This is a genomic window from Kineosporia corallincola, from assembly GCF_018499875.1.
In the GTDB taxonomy this organism is placed as follows: Bacteria; Actinomycetota; Actinomycetes; order Actinomycetales; family Kineosporiaceae; genus Kineosporia; species Kineosporia corallincola.
Genome location: NZ_JAHBAY010000011.1, coordinates 270,152 through 292,584, shown reverse-complemented (window position 1 = coordinate 292,584; position 22,433 = coordinate 270,152). Strand labels below are relative to the sequence as shown.

Sequence of the window (22,433 nt, the reverse complement as noted above, 5' to 3'; positions counted from 1 at the left end):
ACTTCGACCAGCCGCTGCTCCACCGCGTCCCACGACCCGGCCGCGACCCACCCCGGGCCCGCCCCGAACCGCGACCGGGCCGCAGCACCGGCCAGCGCCAGGTCGTCGGCCGTGCCGGACCCGGCGACACCGTGCGGGTACAGCGAGGCGCTCAGCGCCTCCAGCACGACCAGGCACTCGACCACCCCGGCGTCCGCCTGTGCCCGCGCCACGATCGCGTCCGCCCGCCGCACCAGCGCATCGTGCGACAACAGGGTCGAGCCGACCTGACGGCTGTCGGCCGGCGAGCTCACCGAAGCGCCGGCGTTCACGGAGCCGGCCCGAGCGTCGGCCGAGGAGTGCAGGCCCAGCGCGCGCACCAGATCCCGGGACAGACGCTGGATCTCGCCGGTCAGCGTGTGGGTGATCCGGCCCTGGGCCGGTGCGGCCGAGACCGTCGCCGCCGCCAGGACCGGCACGACCTGGCTCTGGAGCTGCGCCTTGCGCGGGCTGAAATCGCCCGTCAGACCGTCACGATCGCCGGAGGCCCGGCCGACGGAGGTGGTCGCGAGCTGCCGGGCCTCGGCGACCAGCGCCGCCCGGTCGCCGCCGAGAGCCTGGTTCGCGCTGAGGGTTTCGACCGCCACCGCCACCTGACCCTGCCACCAGACCGAGTTGGTGCCGCCGTTGATCCCGCGGGCGAGTTCGGCGCGCAGCAGGTCCGCGGTGATCGGCGTGAACCGGCCCCGCACCTCGTCGGCCGACACGATCGAGCCGTCCGGCCGGGCCAGCATGACCTGGCTGTCGTCGTGGATCGGGGCGTGCTGCGAGAGCGGGCGCATCCGCTGCCCGACCGGGGCCTGCGGGTTCCACCAGAGCGGCTCGTGGCCGGTGCGGCCCCACAGCGTGGTGACCTGTCCCGGGGTGACGATCCAGGCCAGGCTGCCCTGGCCCAGGTCGGACAGGGCCCGGCCCAGCTCCCCGAGGGAGAGTTCTCCCTCGATCCCGGCGAAGGCGTCCGCGGTGAGGCCCAGGGAGCCGGCGATCCGGGTGGCGGGGTCGGTGACCGACGGCAGAGGACGCCGCGTCACCAGACCGAGTTCCCGGGCCAGGCTCCGGGCGACCCGCTCCGCCCGCAGGCCGTCGGCGTCGGCGGCCATCCGGCCGAAGACCGGCTCCAGTCCCTGCTCCAGCTCGGGTGCCGGGTGGTTGTCCCAGACCGCCTGGGCCTCGCGCGCCACGGCGGCGTCGAACTCCTGGATGCCGCGGAAGACCTCGGCGGTGAACTCGGCGACCCGCCCGGCGGCCACGGCCTCGGCGTGCATCGTCTCCAGCGGCAGCCCGGCCTCCAGGCCGCGCTGGATCCAGTGCGGGTCCAGCACCTGCTCCAGCTGCGGGCCGGCCGGGGCGACGTCCGCCACCGGCTCGGTCAGGGCCGGGCTCGGCGGGCGCTGCTCCTGCTCACGCAGCCGCCCGTCGACGATCTCGGTGATCCAGCGCGGGAAGTCGCCCAGCCCGTTGGTCGCGTGCGCCACCTGGAGCAACTGGTCCAGGTGGTCGGTGGTCATCCCGGAGCGGACGGCGCGGTCGATCACGCCCGACGGCAGCACCTCGGCCAGGGTCGGCATCGGCCGGCCGGCGGCCACGTCGTGCCAGACCATCGTGTGGTAGCGCGGCGGCGCGTCCTGCCGCTCCTCGACCAGCACCCGGACCGCCTCGGCCAGGGTCGCATCGCCCTGGGTGTGGCTGAGCAGGTTGAGCCGGTGGTAGATCTGCCGGTCCGTCAGGCCCATCCGGAAGGCGCTGGCCAGCAGGCCCGGCACCTCGTCGAGGAGGTCCACCAGCGGGCCGGTCACCGGGACCAGCTCGTCCCGGCCGTTGCGCGCGTAGATCTGCCCCTCGGCGTCCCGGGTGAACGGGTTCGCCATGCCCTCGGCCTGGGCGTTCCAGCGGGCGAGAAGGCCGTCCTGAGCCCGGATCTCGGTCATCGCCCGGGTGTCGATGTCGGCCAGGCGCGTGGTCAGACGACCGACGAAGTCCCGGAAGCTGACCGGGAAGTCACCGGCCAGGTGGTCGCGGCGCAGGTCGAGCAGGCTGATGTCGTGCGCCTGGAGGTTCTCCCGGACCGAGGGCTCCAGCGCCCACAGGTCCTCCTGCTCGGCGCGCGGGTCCATCCCGGTCCAGGTCCGGCGGTCGCCGGTGGTCAGCGCGAAGTCGCCCGCGCCCCGCACCGGCACGCTCTCCAGCGTCAGTTCGGCCACGAACCACTGGGAGACCGGGGTGATCCGGACGCTGATCGTGTCCTCGAAGTTCGGGCCCCGGCGCACCGGCAGCGTGAACCCGGTCTCCTGCCCGGTCCCGCGCTGCGCCGCGTCCCACAGGGTGCGCATCACCTGGAGCTGCCAGCGCTTGCCGGCCTCGACCAGGTCGCCGCGGAACACGTCGGTCAGGTCGCGGCTGCCGGCGGGCGGGCCGTCCACCCGGAACACGTCGAACTGGGGGGCGGTGGTCCAGCGCACACCCATCTCGTGCAGGCCGCGGTTGACCAGGTCGATGAGCGCCTGTGCGTCACTGACCGGGATCTCTTCCACCGGAGCGTCTTTCCACCACGCCTGGCCGTCGACCAGGGTGACCGGCCCCTGCCGCACGACACCGGTGAAGTCACCGGCTGCCGCGCTGACCACCCGGTGCCACTGACTCGCCTGCGGGTCGGGCCGGTACAGCAGGTCGATGGGCGCCTCGCCGGCCAGCCGGGCCGCGGAGGCGTGGTCCAGACCGGTTCCGTCGAGCCGGAAACCCCCTCCCTGGGAGAGGTGTTCGGACAGGGCGGCGACCAAGGCCGCCGACGGCGCCGACGGCGCCTGGATGCCCAGGCGGCCGGAGTCGTCCGCGGCCGGCGTGATCCGGATGTCGAGCGTCGCGGCGAGGTCCGTCGTCTCAATGGTGGACGACGTGAGGACCGTCGTCGTCGCAACCGGTTCCGGCATCCGCACGCCGGCCAGGATCCGGGCGGTGAGGTCGTCCAGCGTCGTCTGCCCGTTGAAGGCGTCGCGCAGCCGGCTCAGGTCGACGATCTCGAAACCGCTGCGCGACAGGAGGAACGGCAGCACCACGCCGACGTTCAGCTCGCTGTTCGGGCCGGTGAACAGCTGCGAGACCTGAAGTGCCCGCACCGTGCGGGCGCTGGCCCGGGCCAGGTCGAGGTGCGACCCGGACTCGTCCAGCAGCACCCGGTGCTCGAGCAGGATCCGGTCGAAGATCGCGGCTGCCTCGTCCTTTCCGTAGCCGACCGTGACCAGCGGGTCGGCGCTACGGCTGAAGGTGTCGAGGAAGGTCACCGGGCGGACGCCGTCCAGCACCTCCGCGACCGTGCCGATCAGCTTCCGCCCGCCGATCCTCTCGGCGAACAGGTCGGCCGCGGGCTCGGCCGCGCCCAGCGGGCGCCGGCTGAAACCGTCGGAGATCTGCGATGTCCCACCGACCCGGTCGACGACCGCGGCGTGCATCTCCTGGTACAGCGACCAGTCCAGCCGCCCGTTCCCGGCGACGAAACCCGCTGCCAGCGCCGATATCTCCAGCGGGACGGTCCCGGCCGGGGCCAGGGCGCCGGGCAGCACGGTGGCTGCCCCCTCGTCGATCTCGCGGCTGTAGAAGTCCAGGTCCTCGCCGAACGGGGCGGAGAAACCGAACCGGGGCTGCGTCGGGGTGCGATCGGCCCCGGTCAGACTCCCGCCCACACTGCCCGACTCGTCGTAGTCACTGGAGCCGACGTCGTAGCTGGAGTCGGCGTCGTAGCTGGGACCAGCGACGTCGCTGGAACTGTCGTAGTCGCTGGACACGATGTAGTTGCTGGGGCCCGCCGGGCTCTCGCCGAAGAACGGCACGTCCAGGTTCCGGAACGGCCGCGCCCCGCCGAGCATCCGCAGGTCGCCCAGGTGCTGCTTGAGCACCTCCCAGGCCAGGTCGTGCACGGTGCGCACCACCGCCCCGGCCTCACGGACCCGTTCCATCAGGCGCTCGACCTGGGCGTCACGCAGCACCGGCGGGGTGCCCTCGCGGACCAGGCGGGCCAGCTGGAGGTTGGCCTCGGCCCGCACCAGCGACACCGCGGCCTCGTCCACCGGCCGCATCCCGTGCGAGGTCAGGGCGTCCGGAACCGTCTCGGGCAGCTTGATCTTCGGGCCGGTGAACTCCGGCTCGGCCAGGTCCTCGTCGTCACCGATCACGAAGACCTCTTCGCGCTCGGGCTGGTAGCGGGCGGACAGCCAGTTCAGTTCCTGGCCCGCCGCCGGCGGGGCGCCCATCGTGCCGAGCGCCTCGACCAGGTCCGGCCCGACGTCCCGCGAGCTGACCCCGTGCTCGGCCGCGAACCAGGCGAACGTCGGGGCCTGCGGCCGCACGGCGCTCACCGGCACGGGCTCCCCGCCCGCCCGGACCGCCCCCAGGCCGGACGCGGCCTCCACCATCGGGGCGAGCACACGCAGCGTGGCCTGCGGCCCGCTCTCGACGATCTCGGACGGGGGGACCGGCAGCAGGCTGACGTCGCCGGTCGGGGCCAGCACCTCGACGCCGAGGCGATCCCGCACCAGGAAGGGGAAGGTCTGCTGCTCGGTCCGGCCGGCGGTCGAGCCGATGCCGTCGATGGCCAGCACCAGCGAGCGTCCACCCCAGTTCGGCTGCTCGGACAGCCAGGTGGCGAACTCCGTGGCGTCCAGGTCGCGTCCGGCCGTGGCGGAACCGATCCGGACCGTCTGGGTCCCGCTGTCGAAGCTGCCGGTGACCGTCATCCAGCCCGGGACGGCGGGCATCGCGTCGCCCAGCCGGGCCGAGTCCGCCGAGCCGTCCAGCGAGATCCCGGACCGGGTGTCGGCGACCAGCCCGGACCAGGTGGCGGGCGCCTCGGTGCGGGCGTTCGGACCGAGCCGGTAGACCTTCGCCTCGCCCACCGTCTCGACCCGGACCAGGCCGATCTCCACCGCCTGGGCCTCGCTGAACAGCACGTAGGCACCGTTGGCCACGGTCAGGCGGGAGGAACCGGTCGGGATCCGGTCGCCCTGGTTCGTCAGCCTCCGGCTGGAGCTCAGCCGCGTGCTGTCGTGGATCGCGGTGGCCCGGAACAGGAAGCCCTGGATGTCGAGCTCGCTGGTCTCCTCGGTGACCCGCCCGGCATTGGCGCTCTGGCCCTTGGCATGCACGTTCGCCCGCCCGGCCTGCGGCGCGGTGCCCGCCGAGTGCGCGTCGCCGAGGCGGATGTTGTCCTCGTTCGCACCCTTGGCGAGCTCGGTGTAGATGTACTGGAACACCCCGCCCTGGCCGATCGACTTCTCCAGGCTGAAGCCCTGCTCGGCCTCCCGGCCGGTCTCGGTGGTGTGCTCGGTCCCGATCCGGATCGGTGTGAACCCGCCGGTCGTGGTGTCGACCGGGTTCAGCACGACCAGGTCGCCCAGCCCCAGCTTCAGGTTCAGGTGGTGCACGGTGTCGGTGAACCAGCCGCGCTCCGGGGTGCCGGGCACGGTCAGCCCGCCGGCCGTGTACATCTTCGGGGCGCTCGCCGAGGCCCCCTCCTCGCTGGCCAGCAGGTGCAGTCGCTGCTGCACCGGGCTGCCCGGCGGGACGGCCCGGAAAGCGGCTGCGCTGCCGGCGGTCTCGCCGCTGAGCAGGGCCTGGAAGTGGGCCGGCAGGAACTTCGAGCCGGCCAGCCAGGTCTGCTCGGGGATCTGCCCGCGCAGGTCGACCGGGGTGTGCGGGCCGGAGGAGATCCGGGGCGCGCGCGCCACGTGCCCGCTGCCCGAGCCGGTCACCGCCAGGTCCATCGGCGTGCGCAGGGTGAGCGTGCTCGGGACGGTGCTGACGTAGGTCCAGGCCGGGCTGGTCAGCCAGGCCTGACCGAAGCTGGCCGCGTCGAGGAACTGCGACGGCTCGTAGGCGACGCTGACCTCCACCCGGAACACGACCGGGTGCTGGGTCTCCAGCGACTTCTTGTTCTTCGGCTTGATCCGGAAGTTCTGCTTCTTGCTCGCGGTCTCGGTCAGCGACGTGCCGGCCTCGGGCGCGTAGCCACCGCTGAAGCCGAAACCGGGCCGGTGCGACTTGCCGGTGGTGTACCCGGTGGTGATGCCGCCCGCGTGGGATCGCGAGACCCCGCTGCCGGAGCCGGCGTCCTGGCGGGCGGAGCTCTGCATGAAGTTGTCGAGGCCGACGTTGACCTCCTGGCCGCCGGCCGTGGCCGGGCCCTGGGTCATCGTGACCTTGACCTGGACCAGCTGCCGGTAGGGCAGACCGGGCAGGTCACGCGGCAGCACCAGGACGATGCCGGCGCCGTGGGCCGTGCCCAGCCGCGCCCGCAGCGACCGGCCCTGGAGGGCGGCGTCGAGCGAGACGGTGGTGCCGGTCGGGACCTCGCGCCAGCCGGCGTCGCGGTAGCCCGGCACGAAACGGGCCAGCAGCTCCTTGGTCTCGGCCAGCACCGCGCCCGGATCGGACAGGGCAGCCGTCTCGGACAGGCCGAAGATGTGGCCGTCGTTGACGAAGGACGCCGGAAGCAACTTGGGTTCGGCGGTTTTCGACGTCTCGGCCTTGACCTCGACGACCTCGACGTCGACCTCGGGCGGGTTCAGACCGGGCAGGCCCAGCGCCCTGGCGTTCATCGCGCCGAGCAGGTACTGCGCCCCCCGCTCGATCTTGACGTGGGTGGTCACCTCGACCAGGCGCATGCTGCCGACGGCCTGCACCCACCGCCAGCCGGTGATCTCGACCAGCATGTCGGACTGGTACAGCGTGTGCAGGTCCTGGTCGCGGCCGGTACGCCGGACACCGCCACCGATGTTGTCGCTGCGCGACCACTCCGCCCGGCCGCCGCGGCGGTACTGGTAGCTCGGGGCGATCGTGACGTTCGAGACCGGGCTGCTCTCCGGCGGAGCCTTGCGCAGGGTCAGGCCGAGACCGGCCGAACCCTCGCCCGAGCGGGCGTACTTGTCCTGGAAGTCCAGCCGGACGCTGGACTCGTTCACGTTGTCGGCCGCGCCCGCGCTGGTCTCCAGCACGGCCTTCGGCTGCGAGAACCAGACCTTGACCCGGCCGGTGCTGTGCGTGTCCCAGACCAGGCCCACGTCGATCAGCTCGGCCAGCGGCAGACCGGTCCCGTCGAGCAGCAGCTCCAGGTTGCCCAGCAGCGACTCCGGCGCGACCCCGCTCTCGGCGAACTGCCGCCGCTGGGCCACGGTTCCGGTGTCGCCGAGGTTGCTCAGGACCGCCTTCTCCAGCTCCCGCAGGCCGAGCAGGCCGACCGGGATCACCTGGCTGCTCAGGCCGCCGAAGCGGACGGCTGTGGCCTTGAACGCGGCCACGTCGGCGTCACTCAGGCCGGTGACCGCCCGGCCCAGGGTCTGCGGGTGCTCCACCCGGGTCCGGGGCAGCAGGCTCTCGGCGATCGCGAACCGCACCTCACCGGGCAGGGTGACCGCGTTCGCGGGCAGGTCGAGCAGCCCGGCCCCGGTCGGGACCGCGCCGCCGAAGGTCACGCCGACCTTGAAATCGGCGCTGAAGGTGAGGAACTGGATCTTGTCCTTGGAGGACTTGAACCGGCTGTTGCTCTTGACCGCCTGACCGCCGGTGGCGGCCATCTGGTGGGTCTGCGAGCCGCTGCCGCCACCCACCGGGTTGAAGGCCCGCAGCACGCCCTTGGCATGGTTCGGCGGCGCCAGGAACGGCACGTCCACGCCACCCCGGCTGACCATTCCGAAGGTCTGCTTGAGGTCGAGCTTCTGGGAGTTCTTGTTCGAGATGTCGACGGTGCCGTTGTGCTCGTCGGACTGGAGTCTCGCGTACTCGAAGCGCAGGTCGTCCGCCTGGACGACGACCCGCACGTCGTGACCGCCGATCGTGCCCTGGAGCGCGATCCGGGTGGCCTGGGCCCGCCCGAAGCGGGTCAGCACGCCGGGCGTCGAGAACGGTGTGTTCAGCTGACGCCGGAACGCGGTCCGGCCGTCGACGCCGGCCTTCGCCAGCACGCCCGGGTGGGCGAGCTCGACCTGGCGCTCGATCTCGTCGAGGATCTTCTCCGCCCCCGGGATCCGGTCCACGCCGGCCCCCGCCGAGGACTGACCGGTGACCAGACCCGCTGGCAGGTAACGGATCTCGCCCTCGCTGTCGATGATCCGGGCCTGGGCGTTGTGGATCCGGTTGACCAGGGACTGCCCACCGGCGATTTCGGCGGAGGCCGCCCCGGGCTCGGTGACGGTGATCGCCGGGACGTCGGGCGTGCTGGTGACGCCCTCGCGCGGCGCGGCCACCAGGCGCTCGAAGTCCGCCGCCTCGTCTTCCGGCACCCAGACGTGCTGCACGATCTCGGCCTCGACCGGACGGCCGAAATCGATGTGCCGGTCGGTCTTCTCCCGAGCCGTCTGCTCGAAGTCGAGATCCACCCGGGCCGCCATCCGGACCAGGTAGAGGCGGGCCGGGCCGGTGTACTCCAGCACCGACTTGGTGCCCGCGTTGTTGCCCGACGCGACGGTCAGCGGTTTCGTCCGGCCGATGCCGCCGCTCAGCGAGACGGTCACCGAGCTGTACGTGCCCAGCCCGGTCAGTTTCTCGGCGGCCTTGCCCAGCTGCGAGGTGCCCTGCCAGCCCACGCCGACGTCCGCGGTGGTCGAGAGTCCGCGCTTGGTCTCCTGTTTCACCGACGATCCGGAATCCTGGCGCAGGGTGGTCTTCGCCACCGTGTCGACCTGCTGCACCGAGCTGACCCCGGCGGTCACGATCAGTGCGGTACCACCGTGCACCGGCAGCACCGACGAGATCATCTTGCCGCCGACGATGAAACCGACGTTCAGCAGCAGGTTCTCGCTGCCGAAGAACTCGTTCACCAGCCCGGTGCTGGTCTCGTCCAGCTCCGCGCCGAGCCGCGAGCGCACCAGCGAGGGCAGTTCCCCGGCGTCGATCGCCTCGGCCGCGTGGAACACGTCGAGCAGCGGCGAGACCACCCGGGTTCCGGTGTCGAACATGGTTGCGGGGACCGCGATCACCGGGTGCGCCACGAGCGGCGTCGGGACCGACACGTGGACCGGCGCCTTGCCCTTGCCCGCCACGTCCGAGGAATCGACGGCCGGCGTCATCCGCACGGCCTCGTTGTAGAACCGGGCCCAGACCCGGCCCTGGCCGACCGGGTGGACGGCGGCGGGCAGGCCGCTGCCGAGGTCGGTGAGCGAGACCGTCAGCCGGGCCGCGGCGACGAACTCGGTGGTGCCGATCATGCCCTTGACGTTGCGCGACCACTCGGTGCCGGTGCCGTTGACCGGCTCGGTGGTGCGCTGCTCGTTGGCCTTGGTGCTGAGCGGCACCCCGGTGCTGCGCAGGGCCACGTCGGTGCCCAGCGCGATCGCGTCGGTCAACGCGCCGGTGCCCGCGCGCTGCGAGGTGGAGCCGGCGCTGGTGTCCACCTGCTGGGTCTGGTAGCGCACGTCGTACTCGATCAGGTCCGCGGCGTCCGGGTCGGCGCTCAGCGGCAGACCGCCCTGGAGGTCGAGGCCGAGCCGGATCTCGTACCGCCGCTCCCCGACAGCGACCGAATCCTTCAGCGGCAGACCGCCGTTCATCATCCGGGTGGCGTCGGACAGACCGATCGCGCCGTCGCGCAGTACGGTCTCCAGCTGCACCACGTGCGAGGGCGGCAGCGCCGTGCCGAGCACCCCGTTGATCCCCGCGACCACGTCGAAGGCAGAGGTGAAGTTGCCGGTCTTGAGGATCTTCCCGCTGCCCAGCGCACCGTCGTGCGTGTAGGCCGGCAGCACCGGCCGGATGTCGGTGACGATGCTCTGCCCCGGCACCCGGGCAACGTCGCCCAGCCGGGTGATCAGGTCCCGGGCGCTCTGCTCGGCCGCGTTGCGGTAGGCGTTCAGCAGGGTCGTGACGTAGCCGTCGAGAACGTCGATCTGGTCCGCCGAGACCTCCGGCAGAGCCCGGACCTGGTCCACGGCGGTGCCCGCGGCCGCGACCACGGCTCCGGTGACCCGGTGATCGGCCTGGGCGAACGCGACGTCGATCCGGGTACGTACGGTCTGGAGCGTGCGGCCCCAGTCCCGCGCGCCGCTGTCGGGCAGCAGGGCGAGCGTGACCTCCTGCACCCGGTCCAGCGATGCCGCGTCGGGGCGCGGGGTCGCCGCCGACGCGGCGGCCCGCCGCTGCGACCTGGCCAGCGGCTTCATCTCGTAGGCCGGGCCGCCCTGGGTCATCCGGGGCACCGTGGTCAGTGCCGGGTCGACCAGAGCGTCAACGGTGGACGTCGCGGTGGTCGCGGTGGTCAACTGCGCCGGCGAACCGTCCGGCAACTGCACCAGCGCATGGGCATCCACCGCCGGCATCGGCGCCGACGACGCATCGGTCACCACCGGACGATCCACACCCGCCGCCTGGAGATCCACCCAGTACGTCTCGCCGTGCCAGTTGATCGCCGCCAGCGCGTGCATCGGCGCATTCGGCGGCGCCGCGTACACGTAGGCCGTGGTCAGGTGCGGACCGGAGGCGACCGCCCGGAGCACCGGGTCCCACGAGTTGCCGACCCGCGCCCAGCCGCCGGCGCCGATCTGCTGGGCCAGGCGGGCCTGCGGGGTGAGCGCGTCGTCGACGGTCGCGGCCCCGAAGCGCACCCCGGTGATTGCCCGGTTCAGCGTCTCCAGCGCGATCACACAGTCGGCCAGCGCGCTCGCCCGCGCGGCGAAAACTCCTGCCAGAGAGCCACTCAGGCCATCGATCGTGGCGGCAGCGCTGCGGTCCAGGGTGACCCCGGCCGGCAGCCCCAGGCCCTCGCCGAGACCCTCGGCGATCCTCAGGTCGCCCGGGAGGTGGGGCGCCGGCGAGCCCAGACCGCCGTCGCCGAGCAGGTTGGTCTCGCTCACCTCGTAGACGAAGCCGGTGTCCGCGGCCGCCCGCGCCGCGGCGGCGGCGACGAGATCCGGTGCGAACGGCCCGGTCTCCAGGATCAGGTGCAGATCGTCGGCGGTGAACGGCAGCTGTGCCGCGACCTTGAAATCGGTCGGGCGCAGCGCCACCGGCAGCGCCTCGACCAGGTCGGTGATGTCGCTGAGCGAGGGGATCCGGCCGTCCTGCGCCGGGGCCACCGTCAGGGTCATCAGGTTCTCGGTGGTCGGCTGGAACGGGCTCGCCGCCGGCACGTCCACGTCGTCGAGGGCCCGTGGGCGCACGACCGTCTCGACCAGGCCGGTCTCCGTGCGCTCGGTGACGATCTCCAGGCGCTGGAGCGCAGGCGAGGTGAAGAGGCTGTCGATCATCGACTGGCCCCAGTTGGTCTCGCCGTCCAGGACCGCGCGCCCCACCTCGCCCGGGTTCATCGCTCGCACGTCGGCCCGGGTGAAGGCCTGCCTGATCTGCTCGAGCAGTTCGGTGCGGGAGGCGTCGATCTTGGCGGTGGCGCCGGCCAGCAGCTCCTCGTAAGCGGCCCTGGGCGTGCCCAGGGTGTCGGTGGGCAGGCCCAGGTGCGCGCCGGCCTCGTCCACGGCCTGCCGGATCGCGCTGCCGGCGTCCGCCGCGGCGGTGTCGAACAACTGCTGCCGGTAGGGAGCGGTGTCCGGGCCCAGGGCCGAGATCCGCTTCTCCACCGAGGCGTTCATCGCCTGCGACCAGTTGCCGATCTTCTCCTGGGCCAGCGCCCAGGTGTAGGTGTGCTGGTTGAGCTTCTCGAACTGCTGGGCCGCCGCGACGACCGTGGAGGAGTCCACACCCTCGCCCCGCAGCGGCGCGACGATCTCGTCGGCGGCGTTCCGGAAGTTCTCGATCGCCCGGCCGCTGAACTCGGCCGGGATCCCGGCCCGCTCCAGCATCCCGGCGAAGTGCTGGGCCGCCTGGTCGACCCGGACGTCCGCCTGCGCGGCGAAGCCGGCCTGGTCGGTGATCCTCGGAAGGCTGTACCAGGTGGACGACTTCAGCTCGGGTGCGGCCGGTCCGGCGATCTTCGCCCGCATGTCGTTGATCACGCCGCGGGAGAGGTCGAGCATCTGCATCTGGGCGTCGCGCACCCGGAAGGTCATCTCGCCCGGGCTGTTCGAGAAGTCCTTCAGTACCTGCGCGAGCCCCTGCTGCCCGGCCTGCATCGCCTCGATCCCGGCGGCGGTCGGCACCTGCACGCGCTCGCCGGGGCTGAGGTGGTCCACGTCGGCGGCATTGATCTCGCCCAGTACCCGCTGCTCCAGCCGGGCGCCGAAGTTCTCCACCGAGACATGCAGATTCAGCCAGGACTGCTGGGCCTGGACCAGCTTGCCGTAGTCCATGCCCAGGTGCACCGCGGCGCTCTGGGCGGTCATCACCGGAGCCTTGGCCCGGTAGGCCTCGGCCAGGTGATTGGCCTGCTCGCTGAAGTTCGCCAGCATCCGGTCGGTCAGTGCCTGCGGCACCTCGGCGCCCGCGAACCGCTGCTCGAGGATCTGGACGTCGTGACTGATCGCGTCGGCCGGGTTGTTGTACAGGAAGTCCTTGCTGGGGAACAGCTTCGGCGACTCGACCGGGGCGATCCGGGGCGGTGTGACGACCTGCTGGACCGGCACCCCGTCGCCGAGGACGGAGTCCTCCACCTTCGGCACGTCGGCACCGGCCAGGTCGGAAGCGGAACCGGAGACCCCGTCCACGTCGACGTGCGCCGACACACCGTCCACGTCCGCGTGCGCCGACACACCGTCCACGTCACCACGTACCGAGACGCTGTCCACGTCACCGCGCACCGAAACCGCTTCACCGGAGCCACGGACCGTGACGTCGTCCCCGAGCCCCCTGGTACCGGAAGGAGTTCCGAGATCGCCGCGCGCCGGAAGGTCGGCCAGGGCCTGCACCTGCACACCGTCACCGGCCCCGCGCACCCCGGCGACGTCGCCCGCGCCCGCGACCACATCGTCCACCGCGGTTGCGGACCGGTTGCCGTTGATCAGGCTGTCGAAGTTCCGCATCACCTGCTGCGCCCAGACCGAGTGGTCGTAGGCCGCGTCGGACGCCGTGAGCACCTGCTTGCCGAAAGCGTCCCGGCCGTCGCCGAAGACGTTGCCGCTGCCGGCCTCGTGGTCGAGCCAGTTGCGGGCGCTACCACTGGCACCGTACGCGTCGTGGTAGGCGATCGCGAGGTCCTCGCGGTAGTCCGCGGCGATCGCGTCCAGCTGCTTCTCCGGCAGCGCGCTGTTCGAGGCGATCGCCTCGAAGTCGCGACCACCGGCCTCCAGCGCGGTGTTTCCCTCGATCTCGAACCGCAGCCGGTCGCCCACGCCGTCGGAGATGTCGTCCAGCGCCTTGCCCCAGCCGCTGTCGCCGCCCGGGGCGAAGGCCTGGTCGAGCCGCTCGATCCGGGCGTCGGTGACGACGCTGTCGCCCACCCGGGCGGCGTTCTCGAAGCTGATCTCCGCGTCGAACGAGGTCTCCAGATCGCGGGAGATCTGGTTGAACTTGCCCCGCATGTCACCGGCGAACGCCTGCCGGGCCCGCTCGATGCCGCCACCGAGCGCGTCCGGGTCGTAGCCCTTGCCCAGGTGCAGGTCGGCGACCGTGCTGTCGAACCGGTCCAGACCGGGGATCAGCACGTCCCGCTCGTAGCGGGCCTCCCGGCCGAAGGCCTCCTTCAGCCCGTCGCCGAGTTCTTCGAGGCGACGGGTGAAGGCCTGGTCCAGCTCGAAGTCGTCCGGGCTGGAGTTGCGCAGGTCCTGGTAGGTGGTGCGGACCGCGTCGAGGTAGTCGTTCCAGACCTTGCTGATACCGCTCAGCGAGATCTCGCCGGGCGGCGGCGTGGCCCGGTCACCGAGGCTGTCCAGGCCCGCGGTCTCCGGGTCCTTGTCCTTCAGCGAGACCGCGCTGTCGTGGTCGCGGAAGATCTTCTGGAGGTCCTCGGCGCCGGCCCCGACCGGGCCGTCACCGGTGCGGAACGGGTCGGCCGACCACTTCGCGAAGTCCAGCCGTTCCTGGCCGAGCTGCTGGAGCGCCCGCAGCTCGTTCACCGAGAGGTACGGCTCGAGGCGGGCGACGTGCTCGGCGAACACGCCGTCGAAGATCCCGCGGACCATGTCGTCGTGGGCGAACGCCTCACGCAGCGCCAGCGCCTCGGGGTCGCTGGTGAGGATGTCGCGGATCTGCGCGTCGGTGTGCGTGTCGCCACGGCCGAGCAGCCAGTTGCTGGAGTCCCGGTACTGCGCGATCTGCGAGGCCGAGGGCCCCATTTCGCTGTTCTTGCTGAACTCGTCGAAGGCCCGGCGGTCCACGCCGAGCGAGTCCAGGGTGACCTGGAGCGTGCGCTCGTTGAAGGCCGAGGGGTTGAGCTTGAGGTCGGCCGCGGCCCGCTCGATCGAGGTCCACTCGTCCGGCGTGACCTTCAGCGCCTTGATCGGGTCCAGCTCGCCGCCGTGCGCCAGCGCCTGCCCACTGATCTTCCCGCCGGCCAGCGGGTTGTCGGCGAGTTCCTGGGTGAGCTTGCTGATCCGCTCGCCGTAGAGGTTGTCCAGCTCGGCCCGGCTGGCGCCGAACTTCGCGTCCGAGGCCTCCAGGTCGAGCATCTTCTGGTTGACCGCGGCCTTGTCCAGGCCGAGGTTGTCGAGCTGGGCCTCGGCCCGGCGCAGGATCACCGTCCTGGCGATGTTGAGCTCGTTCTCCAGCTTGCGGAGCTCGAACTTCGTGATGCCCTCGGTGGCCTTGCCGATCTTCAGCGACTCCTGGGCGTGGTGCACCAGGCCCTGGGCGATGTGGAAGTTGGCGACCGCCTCGCTCTCGCTCGCGGTGTGCCAGAGCCGGTCCACCTGGGCGTTCACACCGGCGGTGTCGACCGGCAGGTCGCTGACCGTGCGCACGGTGGAGCCCGAGCCGACGACCGTGGTGGAGCCGTCGCTGACCGACGGGTGCACTGACGGGTCGACGACGCTGCCGTCCCGGGTCATGGCCATCGGCACGTCGCCGGTCTCCGTGGTGCGCGGCGTCGGGACCTCGCCACCGGCCAGGTCCGGGCGGACGTCGCCGAGGGTGGAGCCGACGCTGTCGACGTCCGTGCTGTGGGCACTGGCCGAGTCCGGGGTGGTGACCCCCGAGTCCAGGTCGTCGGCCAGACGGGCCGAGGACCCGTCGATGTGCTCGATCGAGGCCGTGGAGCCCTTCGGCAGGTCGCCGACGTGGTCGATCTGCGGGGTCCGGGCCGGGCCCTCGTGGAGCAGCTCGAGGAACTTGTCGGTGCGCGGGGTGGTCGAAGGTGCGCCGATGTCGGCGCCGCGACCGGCACCGCCGAGGCCCGGGGCGTCCGCCCGTACCGCGGGGGCGTCGACGTGCGGGGCGTGCATGCTGCCCACCGACGGCGGCAGGGCGCTTCCCGCCAGCGGACCGGCGTCCAGCCCCTCGACGCCGCCGTTGCCGAACTTCTCCCGGATCATGTCGGCCGGGTCGCGGTACAGCTCCAGCTTGATGCTGTCGTCGTTCAGCTGGTGGATCTTGAACTCGCCCTCCATGAGCTTCTTCAGCTCGGGAGAGGCGAAATCGTCCAGGGCCGTGCTCATACCGACGTTGTCGATCTTGCCGATCGAGTTGAAGTCGATCAGGCCCCGGGTGCCGGAGGCGGCACCGCCGACGCCGGCGTCGCTCAGGCCCTTGGTCAGGCCGGACAGGTCGATCGAGGTCGAGCCGTCCGCGCCCTGGCTGATCATCTTGCTGAGGTTCTGGAGGGCGGCGCCGCCGGTGCCGTCCAGCTTCAGGCCGTTGATGCCGCCGGAGCCGGAGAGGATGTGCTCGGCCAGGCCGTTGACGCCGCCGATCGCGTCGGTGCCACCGGCGCTGTCGATCAGCCGCAGGTTGCCGCCGAGGTCGATGGTGTTGACACCGTCGGTCAGCTTCAGGTTGTTCATGTCCAGCTGGACCGAGCCGGAGGAGTTGGTGAAACGCGCCTCGTTGAGCCCGATCCTGCCGGTGCCGTCGGTGACGACCACCTTGTTGACGTCGACACTGCCGGCGCCGTCGGTGATCCGGATGCCCGAGCCGGCGTTCGCGCCCGGCGCCTGGATGTTCGCGTTCCCGACGACCGGCGAGTCCAGGTGCGAGGCACCGGAATTGACGGTCGGCACGTCGACGTCGACCTTGCCGGCACCCGCGCCGGTACCGGGGACGTCGAGCTTGCCGACACCGGTGCCGGTGCCCGGGACGTCCAGCTTGCCGACACCCGTTCCGACACCCGGGACGTCCAGCTTGCCGACACCCGTTCCGACACCGGTTCCGACACTGGGGACGTCGACCTTGCCGACACCGGTGCCGACCCCCGGGACGTCGAGCCTGCCCAGGTTGGTGGACACCTGGATGTTGTCGACCCGCAGGTTGTTCGTGCCGATCGAGGCCACGCCGTCGGTGAACTTCGCACCGTCCAGCGTGAACGAGGTGCTGCCGTTGCCGAGCCGCAGGTCGTTGAACGAGATGCTGTTGACGCCGTCGGTCAGCCGCATGTTGCCGACGGAGATGTCGATGCTGCCGTTGGTGACCCGGGCGCCGGAGCCGACCTCGCCGAAGTTCAGCGAGCTGTGCAGGTTGCTGATCCGGCTGACCGAGTCCAGGTGGCTGACCCCGGAGAAACCCGAGGAGAGGCCACCGGCGTCGAACCGGGCCGGCATCACGATCTTGCCCAGGTCGGCGATGCTGCCCAGGTTGGAGGCGATGTTGCCGCCGGCCATCGAGATGCCGTCGAGGCCGGAGATCCGGCCCGCGCTGTTCAGGGTCGCGCCGGACAGGTCGATGCCGCCGGCCGAGTGACCGAGGCCGCCGGCGCCGCTGCCGACCGCGGAGAACGCGGTCTTCGGCAGGACCAGGCCGCCGGGCGTCTCGGTGACCGACTCGGTCAGGCTGTGGAACTGCCAGTCGGTGCCGGTGATGTTGTCGAGCGCGAACTTCCCGGCCGAGGGGTCGAGCTTGCCCAGGGCCGAGTTCAGCTCGCCGAGGCCCTTGACGCCGAAGTTCTTCAGCAGGTCGGCCGAGGAGATCTGCGGGATGTCGACGATCGCCTTGGAGAACTGGTCCAGGGCGCTGAGCTCGCCGCCGGTCATCTGCGAGACGATGATGCCGGGCTTGCCGAACGCGTCCAGGGCACCGTTCTTGCCGATGCCGGTCACCTTCATGACACCGTCGGTGAGCTGCACCAGGCCGGCCATCTTGGTGAGGACCGCGCCGTTGAGCTGACTCTCGATGCCCAGGCCGCGCCCGAGGATGCTGAGCTTCGTGGCGCCGCCCAGACCGAGCACGCGGATCTCGTCCGCGGCCACCGGCAGGAAGATGCGCAGCCACTGCCAGCCGCCGAGGTGGTCGCCGAGGAACTGGAACGAGGACTTGAAGGCCGTGGTGACGGCCTTGTCGATCGCGGTGAGGCCGCTCTTGCCCATCCCGACGATGGTCGAGATCGCGGTCTTGGACCAGGCCGTGAGGCTCGTGCCGCTGAGAGAGGTGAAGCCGTGGGCGAAGGCACCGGCGCCGGCGACGCCGTTGACCACCCAGATGGAGCCGACCTTGACCGCGTTCACGATCGCCGAGCCGATGTCACCGATGCCCTTGACGAACGTGCCCAGGGTCAGGTTCTTCATCATGTTCCAGGTATTCGTCGCAAGGTTCTTCAGACCCTGGACCCCGGCTTTGATGATGTTCTTCGCGGCGCCGCCGAACCCCTTCATCAGCTGCGCGAGACCCTTGGTGGTCGGGAACAGCGCGCCGACGATGCCCAGCACCAGCTCGAGCACGCTGCCGTGACCGGTGGCGTAGTCGACGATCGACTTGATCGCCCAGATCACCGCGCCGGCGAAGGCGATCAGGCCCCACGCCCCGCCGAAGATGATCGCGATCACCGTGATGACCAGCAGGATCCAGAAGAACGCGTCCCAGAACTCCTCGCAGGCCGACTTCGCCCACGGGTTCGTGGCGTGCGCGGCCGAGTCGACCGCCGCGGCCGCCGCCGACGCGGCCGCCTCCAGGTCGGCCCTGGCGCTCTCCGCCATCGACTTCAGGGTGTTCTTCTGGTCCTCGTCGTCCTCGCCCAGACCCTGCGCCTGGGACAGCGCGCTGTCCGCCGCCGCCTGGGCGTCGCGCAGCTTCTGGGCATAGGTGGACATGGCCGGGGTGGCGGTCTCGAACGCGTCCGCCACCGCGGACAGGAAGGTCTTGGTCTTGCTCTCGATCTCGTCGCGCAGCCAGTCGGCCGTCTTGCCGACGAATGCCCCGTCACCGGTCCCGTTCATGATCTGCTGGATGCCGGAGTCGGCGTCGGACGCCGCCGTCTGCACCAGCTTCAGGTAGTCGACGATCGCGTCGACGGCCTCGGCGTCCCCAGGAACCGGGTCGCCGTCCATACCCAGGGGGGACCAGTCGCCGGGACGAGCCACTGAAACTCTCCTTGGCCGGCGGGACGGGTTCAGGGACGGGCCGTTTCGACCCGAGATGCCTTGTCCGCCGACAAATCCAAGGCACCAGCAAACGAGAGTGCTTCGGTAGCAGTCACCGATCCAGCTCACAGGGCCCAGGAGTACGGAAGTTCACCGACCTCTGCCCTTCGTTACCCGCCCCGTTGACAGGGACCCCGCGCAGGTCGAACCGTGTATGCCACCCCGTACCCGGGTCCAACACCATCCCGTACCCGGCGCAGTGAGACTTCCGTGCCGGGCTGAGCGCAGGACGGAGCCCCCGTGGCTGATCTCCAGATCAACTACGACCGGCTGCACGAGCTCGCCAACGACGCCCGTTCACTGAAGGATCACCTGGACGACACCGTCCCGGGTCTGGACACCGGCGTCAGCGGTGTCAATTCCCGGGCCGAGGCGATCGGCAGCAGCAAGCTCGCCAGCTCCCTCACCAAGTTCCGGTACGCCTGGGACAAGCCGTTCTCGGACGCCATGGACCGGCTCGGCGACCTGGCCACCCTGCTCGACAGCGTGGCCACGAAGTTCTTCGACATGGACGCGGACTTCGCCCAGAAGGCCGCCTCCGTTCTCAGTCAGCAGACGATGAGCGACTGGAAGCAGAAGGACGCCGAGTACCAGGACTACCTGGCCAAGAAAGACAAGATGTTCACGCCGTTCCCGTTGTACAACGCGGAAGGCGTTCTCGAGAACCAGGAACCGGTCCACCTGTTCAAGTACGGGAACGGTCCCGGCGAGTCCCCGATCCCCGAGGACCCGGGTGCGATGCCCGACGTCTCGGACTACGAGCTGGACAGCTCGGGCGGCCAGACCCGGACCGACACCCAGTACGACGACAACGGCCGGGTGACGACGGAGACCAGCACGATCGGCTCGGCCTCGGGCCTCGGCTACACCCAGACCACCGAGTACACCTACGACGGTGACTCGGAGGACCCGAGCTCGAGCAAGACCACGATCACCCACTCCGACGGCACGATCGACACGCTCAACACCACGTACCACGACGACGGTTCGTACGTGATCGACGGCAAGACGGTCGACCCGAGCAACGACGACAACAACACCTCGTCGGTCACCACCGTGACCCCGCACACCGAGACCGTGGACGGCAAGACCGTCGACCACGGCTACACCTCGGTCAGCGTCGACCAGGACGACAAGAAGACCACCACCGAGGTCGTCAACAACGACGGGTCCGACAACGACACCAAGAAGGTCACGGACGACGACGGCACGGTGCGTGAGTACAAGGGCAACTACGACTCCGACTCCTGGGAGCAGACCAGCGGTCCCAGCGAGTACGAGGACGACTGAGCCCGTTCCGGCCCCCCGCAACATCCCCGACTGAGCGAGAGGAACCTCACCCATGAGCGACATGAAGGTCGTCTACGACGACGTCGCCACCGTGTCCACCAAGCTGCACCAGGTGACCACCGACACCCTGCCCCGGCTCACGGCCATGCAGAACTCGGTCAACAACCTGCTCACCGACGGTGGCGGTCTGTGGCTCATCAGCTCCAGCCCCGTGCTCGAGCAGAAGTACAACGACTTCAACACGTCGATCACCCAGGCCGTCAACAGCATTCCGCAGTGGGCCAACCAGTTCGACAACATCGTCAGCCAGCTGAAGAGCCTGGACGCCTCGATCGTCGAGTCCGCCAACTCCAACGGCTGAGCCGTTCCGGCCGCCTCCCACTCATCCGCTTCTGACGAGTCTGATAAGAAGGCATCAATGACCGACATCAACGTCGATCCCACCGCGATCGCCACCACCAAGACCGTGATCTCCGACAACATCGACACCTGCGTCGCCGACCTGAAGAGCCTTCTCGCCGCTGTGCAGACGCTGCTCACCAGCGACGGTGGCCTCTGGCTGAAGACGTCCAGCCCGGTGATGTCGGAGCAGTTCACCAAGTTCGCGACCGACCTCCAGGACGGCATCTCGAAGATCCAGACGTTCGCGGACACGTTCCAGTCGATCCTGGACAACCTGAACGAGCTGGACGTCGGTTACTCCGCCACCTCCTGATCCGCCCCTCCCCTTCCGAGAACCACAAGAAGCACACGTCGGGTTGCCAACTCCATGAGCGGTATCAGCTTCAACCGGACCACTGTCCTGACGATCGTCCTGATCGTCGAGGTTCTGGTCGTCCTGTTCTTCGTCGCCCGCTGGTACAGCCGTAAGTGGGGCTGGCGCTCGACGTTCCGCCGGGTCCGGGCCTACGTCCGGGGCACGCTGGCCGACCTGGCCGCACCGGTGGTCCAGCTCTACCGGTTCGGGCGCAACGTCCGGGCCATCGCCGCCCAGCTCGAGGATCCCGAGCTGGGCGGCGTTCTCCACTCCGCGACCGCCTCGGCCGGGGCCGAGCTGGCCGTCGAGCCGGACGCGCGCAGCTACGCCGCGACACTGTCCCAGCGCGGGGTGTCACTGGCGATCGCCGGTCCGGCGCGGCCACTTCCGCCCGCACCGTGGTCCGAACGGCAGGGCTGGTGGTCGGTCCCGCGCACCGCGATCGCGCCCAGCCCGGCCGACGCCATGGACCCCGGTCTGGCCGGGCACCTGGTGATCGGCGCCCAGCGCGGCGACGTCACGCTGATCGACCTCGAGCGCGCCCCCGGAGTGGTGGAGATCGCGGGTCCGCCCCGTCCGGTCTACAGCCTGCTCTGCGGTGTGGCGGCGCAGTTGTCGAGCCGCCTGACCGGGAACAGCGGCGTCGAGGTCATCGTCACGGCGGGCGTGCACCCGCTGTTCCGGGGCCAGAAGCTGCGGACGGTGCTGGAGGCGCTGTACGAGCGCGCCGCCCAGCCGCCCGCCGGGCACCAGATCGTGCTCGTGTGCGGCCATCTCAGCCCGCACGACGCGGACATGATCACCGCGCTGACACCCGCGATGCCCTCGCTGCGGGTGGTGACGGCCGGTCCGTACCCGGGTCGCCGCTGGAAGCTCCCGGTCACCGCGGCCGGACGGGTCGAGGCGCCCGAGCTCGGGCTGTCCACCGATTCCGCTCCGCTGGAGCGGGGTATCGCCCGGGCACTGAAGCGACGCGCCGCGAATCCGCAGCGACCGACGGTGACGCTGGTTCCCCCCTCCGGCCCGGCCGGCCCTGGCTCGCCGGGTACCGGGACCACGGTGCCCCAGCCGACGGCCACCTACCCCGGGACCCGTCCGGTGCCGCCGCCCGCGAGCACGCGAGCGGGGACGGCTGCTGCTTCTGCTGGGGGCCCGGCCCCTGTGCCGCAGTTCGACTGGTCGCCGCCGTCGTTCCCGGATCTCGCCCCCCGGCAGGAGCCGGCTGGTGCCGGTGCCCCGGCCGGAAGCAGTGCCCCGGCCGGAAACGGTGCCCCGGCCGGCTTGGCCACGGGTGATTCGGAGTCCGGCTCCCGTGGCACCGGCTCCGGAGGCCCGGGCTTCGGCAACACCGGGTTCGGTCGTCCAGGGTTCGGCGAATCCGGCTTCCGTGACACGGGTTTCGCCAACAGCGACTTCGGCGCCTCTGCCTTCAAGAGCTCTGCCTTCAACACCTCGGGCGACTCGTCCCCAGGCTCCACGAAACCTGTTGGCCCAGCGAATCCCGTTGGCTCCACGAACCCTGTTGACTCCACGAACCCTGGTGGCCCGGCGAATCCCGCTGACCCCAAACGTCCCCAAAAGCCGCAGGGAACCACCGGATCCGCGCATTCGGCCGGCCCCGGCGAGAGCGCCTCGGCCCGCCCCGGCCCTCCGGCCGACCCCGGCGTCATGGCCCAGCCGGAGACCTCGTCCTTCTTCACCTCACCCGAAGACCCCGAGCCCCCCACGAACCAGGGCAGGCGCACCCCGTGGTCCGGCGGCGCCGGCGAGGACACCCCGGTCCCCGGCACCGCCCCGATGGGCGAACGCCGGCGCCGGCGCCAGGCCCAGCAGCAGTCCTCGTCGTACACCGCCCCGGCCCCGACCTCCACCTGGGACCTCGACGAGCCCGACCCCGAGATCGGGGGTTTCGCCGCGCAGAGCGCCTCCGCCGTCCCCCGCGACGAGCAGCGCCCTCCCGCGCGCGACTGATCCTCCCC

5 protein-coding genes are annotated in these 22,433 nt (G+C 71.0%); 4 read left to right on the top strand and 1 reads right to left on the bottom strand.

From position 1 onward, the window contains the following. A partial coding sequence (locus KIH74_RS25425; protein ID WP_214158741.1) for a hypothetical protein occupies positions 1-18,347 on the bottom strand: 18,347 nt, incomplete at its 3' end. A 300-nt stretch (positions 18,348-18,647) separates the two neighbouring features. Here KIH74_RS25425 and KIH74_RS25420 point away from each other — a divergent pair. From KIH74_RS25420 to KIH74_RS25405, 4 genes are read left to right on the top strand one after another with little or no spacing between them, the layout of a single operon-like run. Further along, a complete protein-coding gene (locus KIH74_RS25420; protein ID WP_214158739.1) occupies positions 18,648-19,697 on the top strand; it encodes a hypothetical protein in 1,050 nt (349 codons plus the stop codon). 52 nt (positions 19,698-19,749) lie between these two features. Beyond that, positions 19,750-20,058 carry a hypothetical protein gene (locus KIH74_RS25415; RefSeq protein ID WP_214158738.1) on the top strand — a complete coding sequence of 103 codons (309 nt, stop codon included), beginning with the start codon at positions 19,750-19,752 and terminating at the stop codon, positions 20,056-20,058. 57 nt (positions 20,059-20,115) lie between these two features. After that, positions 20,116-20,412 carry a hypothetical protein gene (locus tag KIH74_RS25410; protein ID WP_214158736.1) on the top strand — a complete coding sequence of 99 codons (297 nt, stop codon included), beginning with the start codon at positions 20,116-20,118 and terminating at the stop codon, positions 20,410-20,412. 54 nt (positions 20,413-20,466) lie between these two features. Next, on the top strand, positions 20,467-22,425 hold the full coding sequence (locus KIH74_RS25405; RefSeq protein ID WP_214158734.1) for a hypothetical protein: 1,959 nt from the start codon (positions 20,467-20,469) through the stop codon (positions 22,423-22,425). The last annotated feature ends 8 nt before the right edge of the window (positions 22,426-22,433 follow it).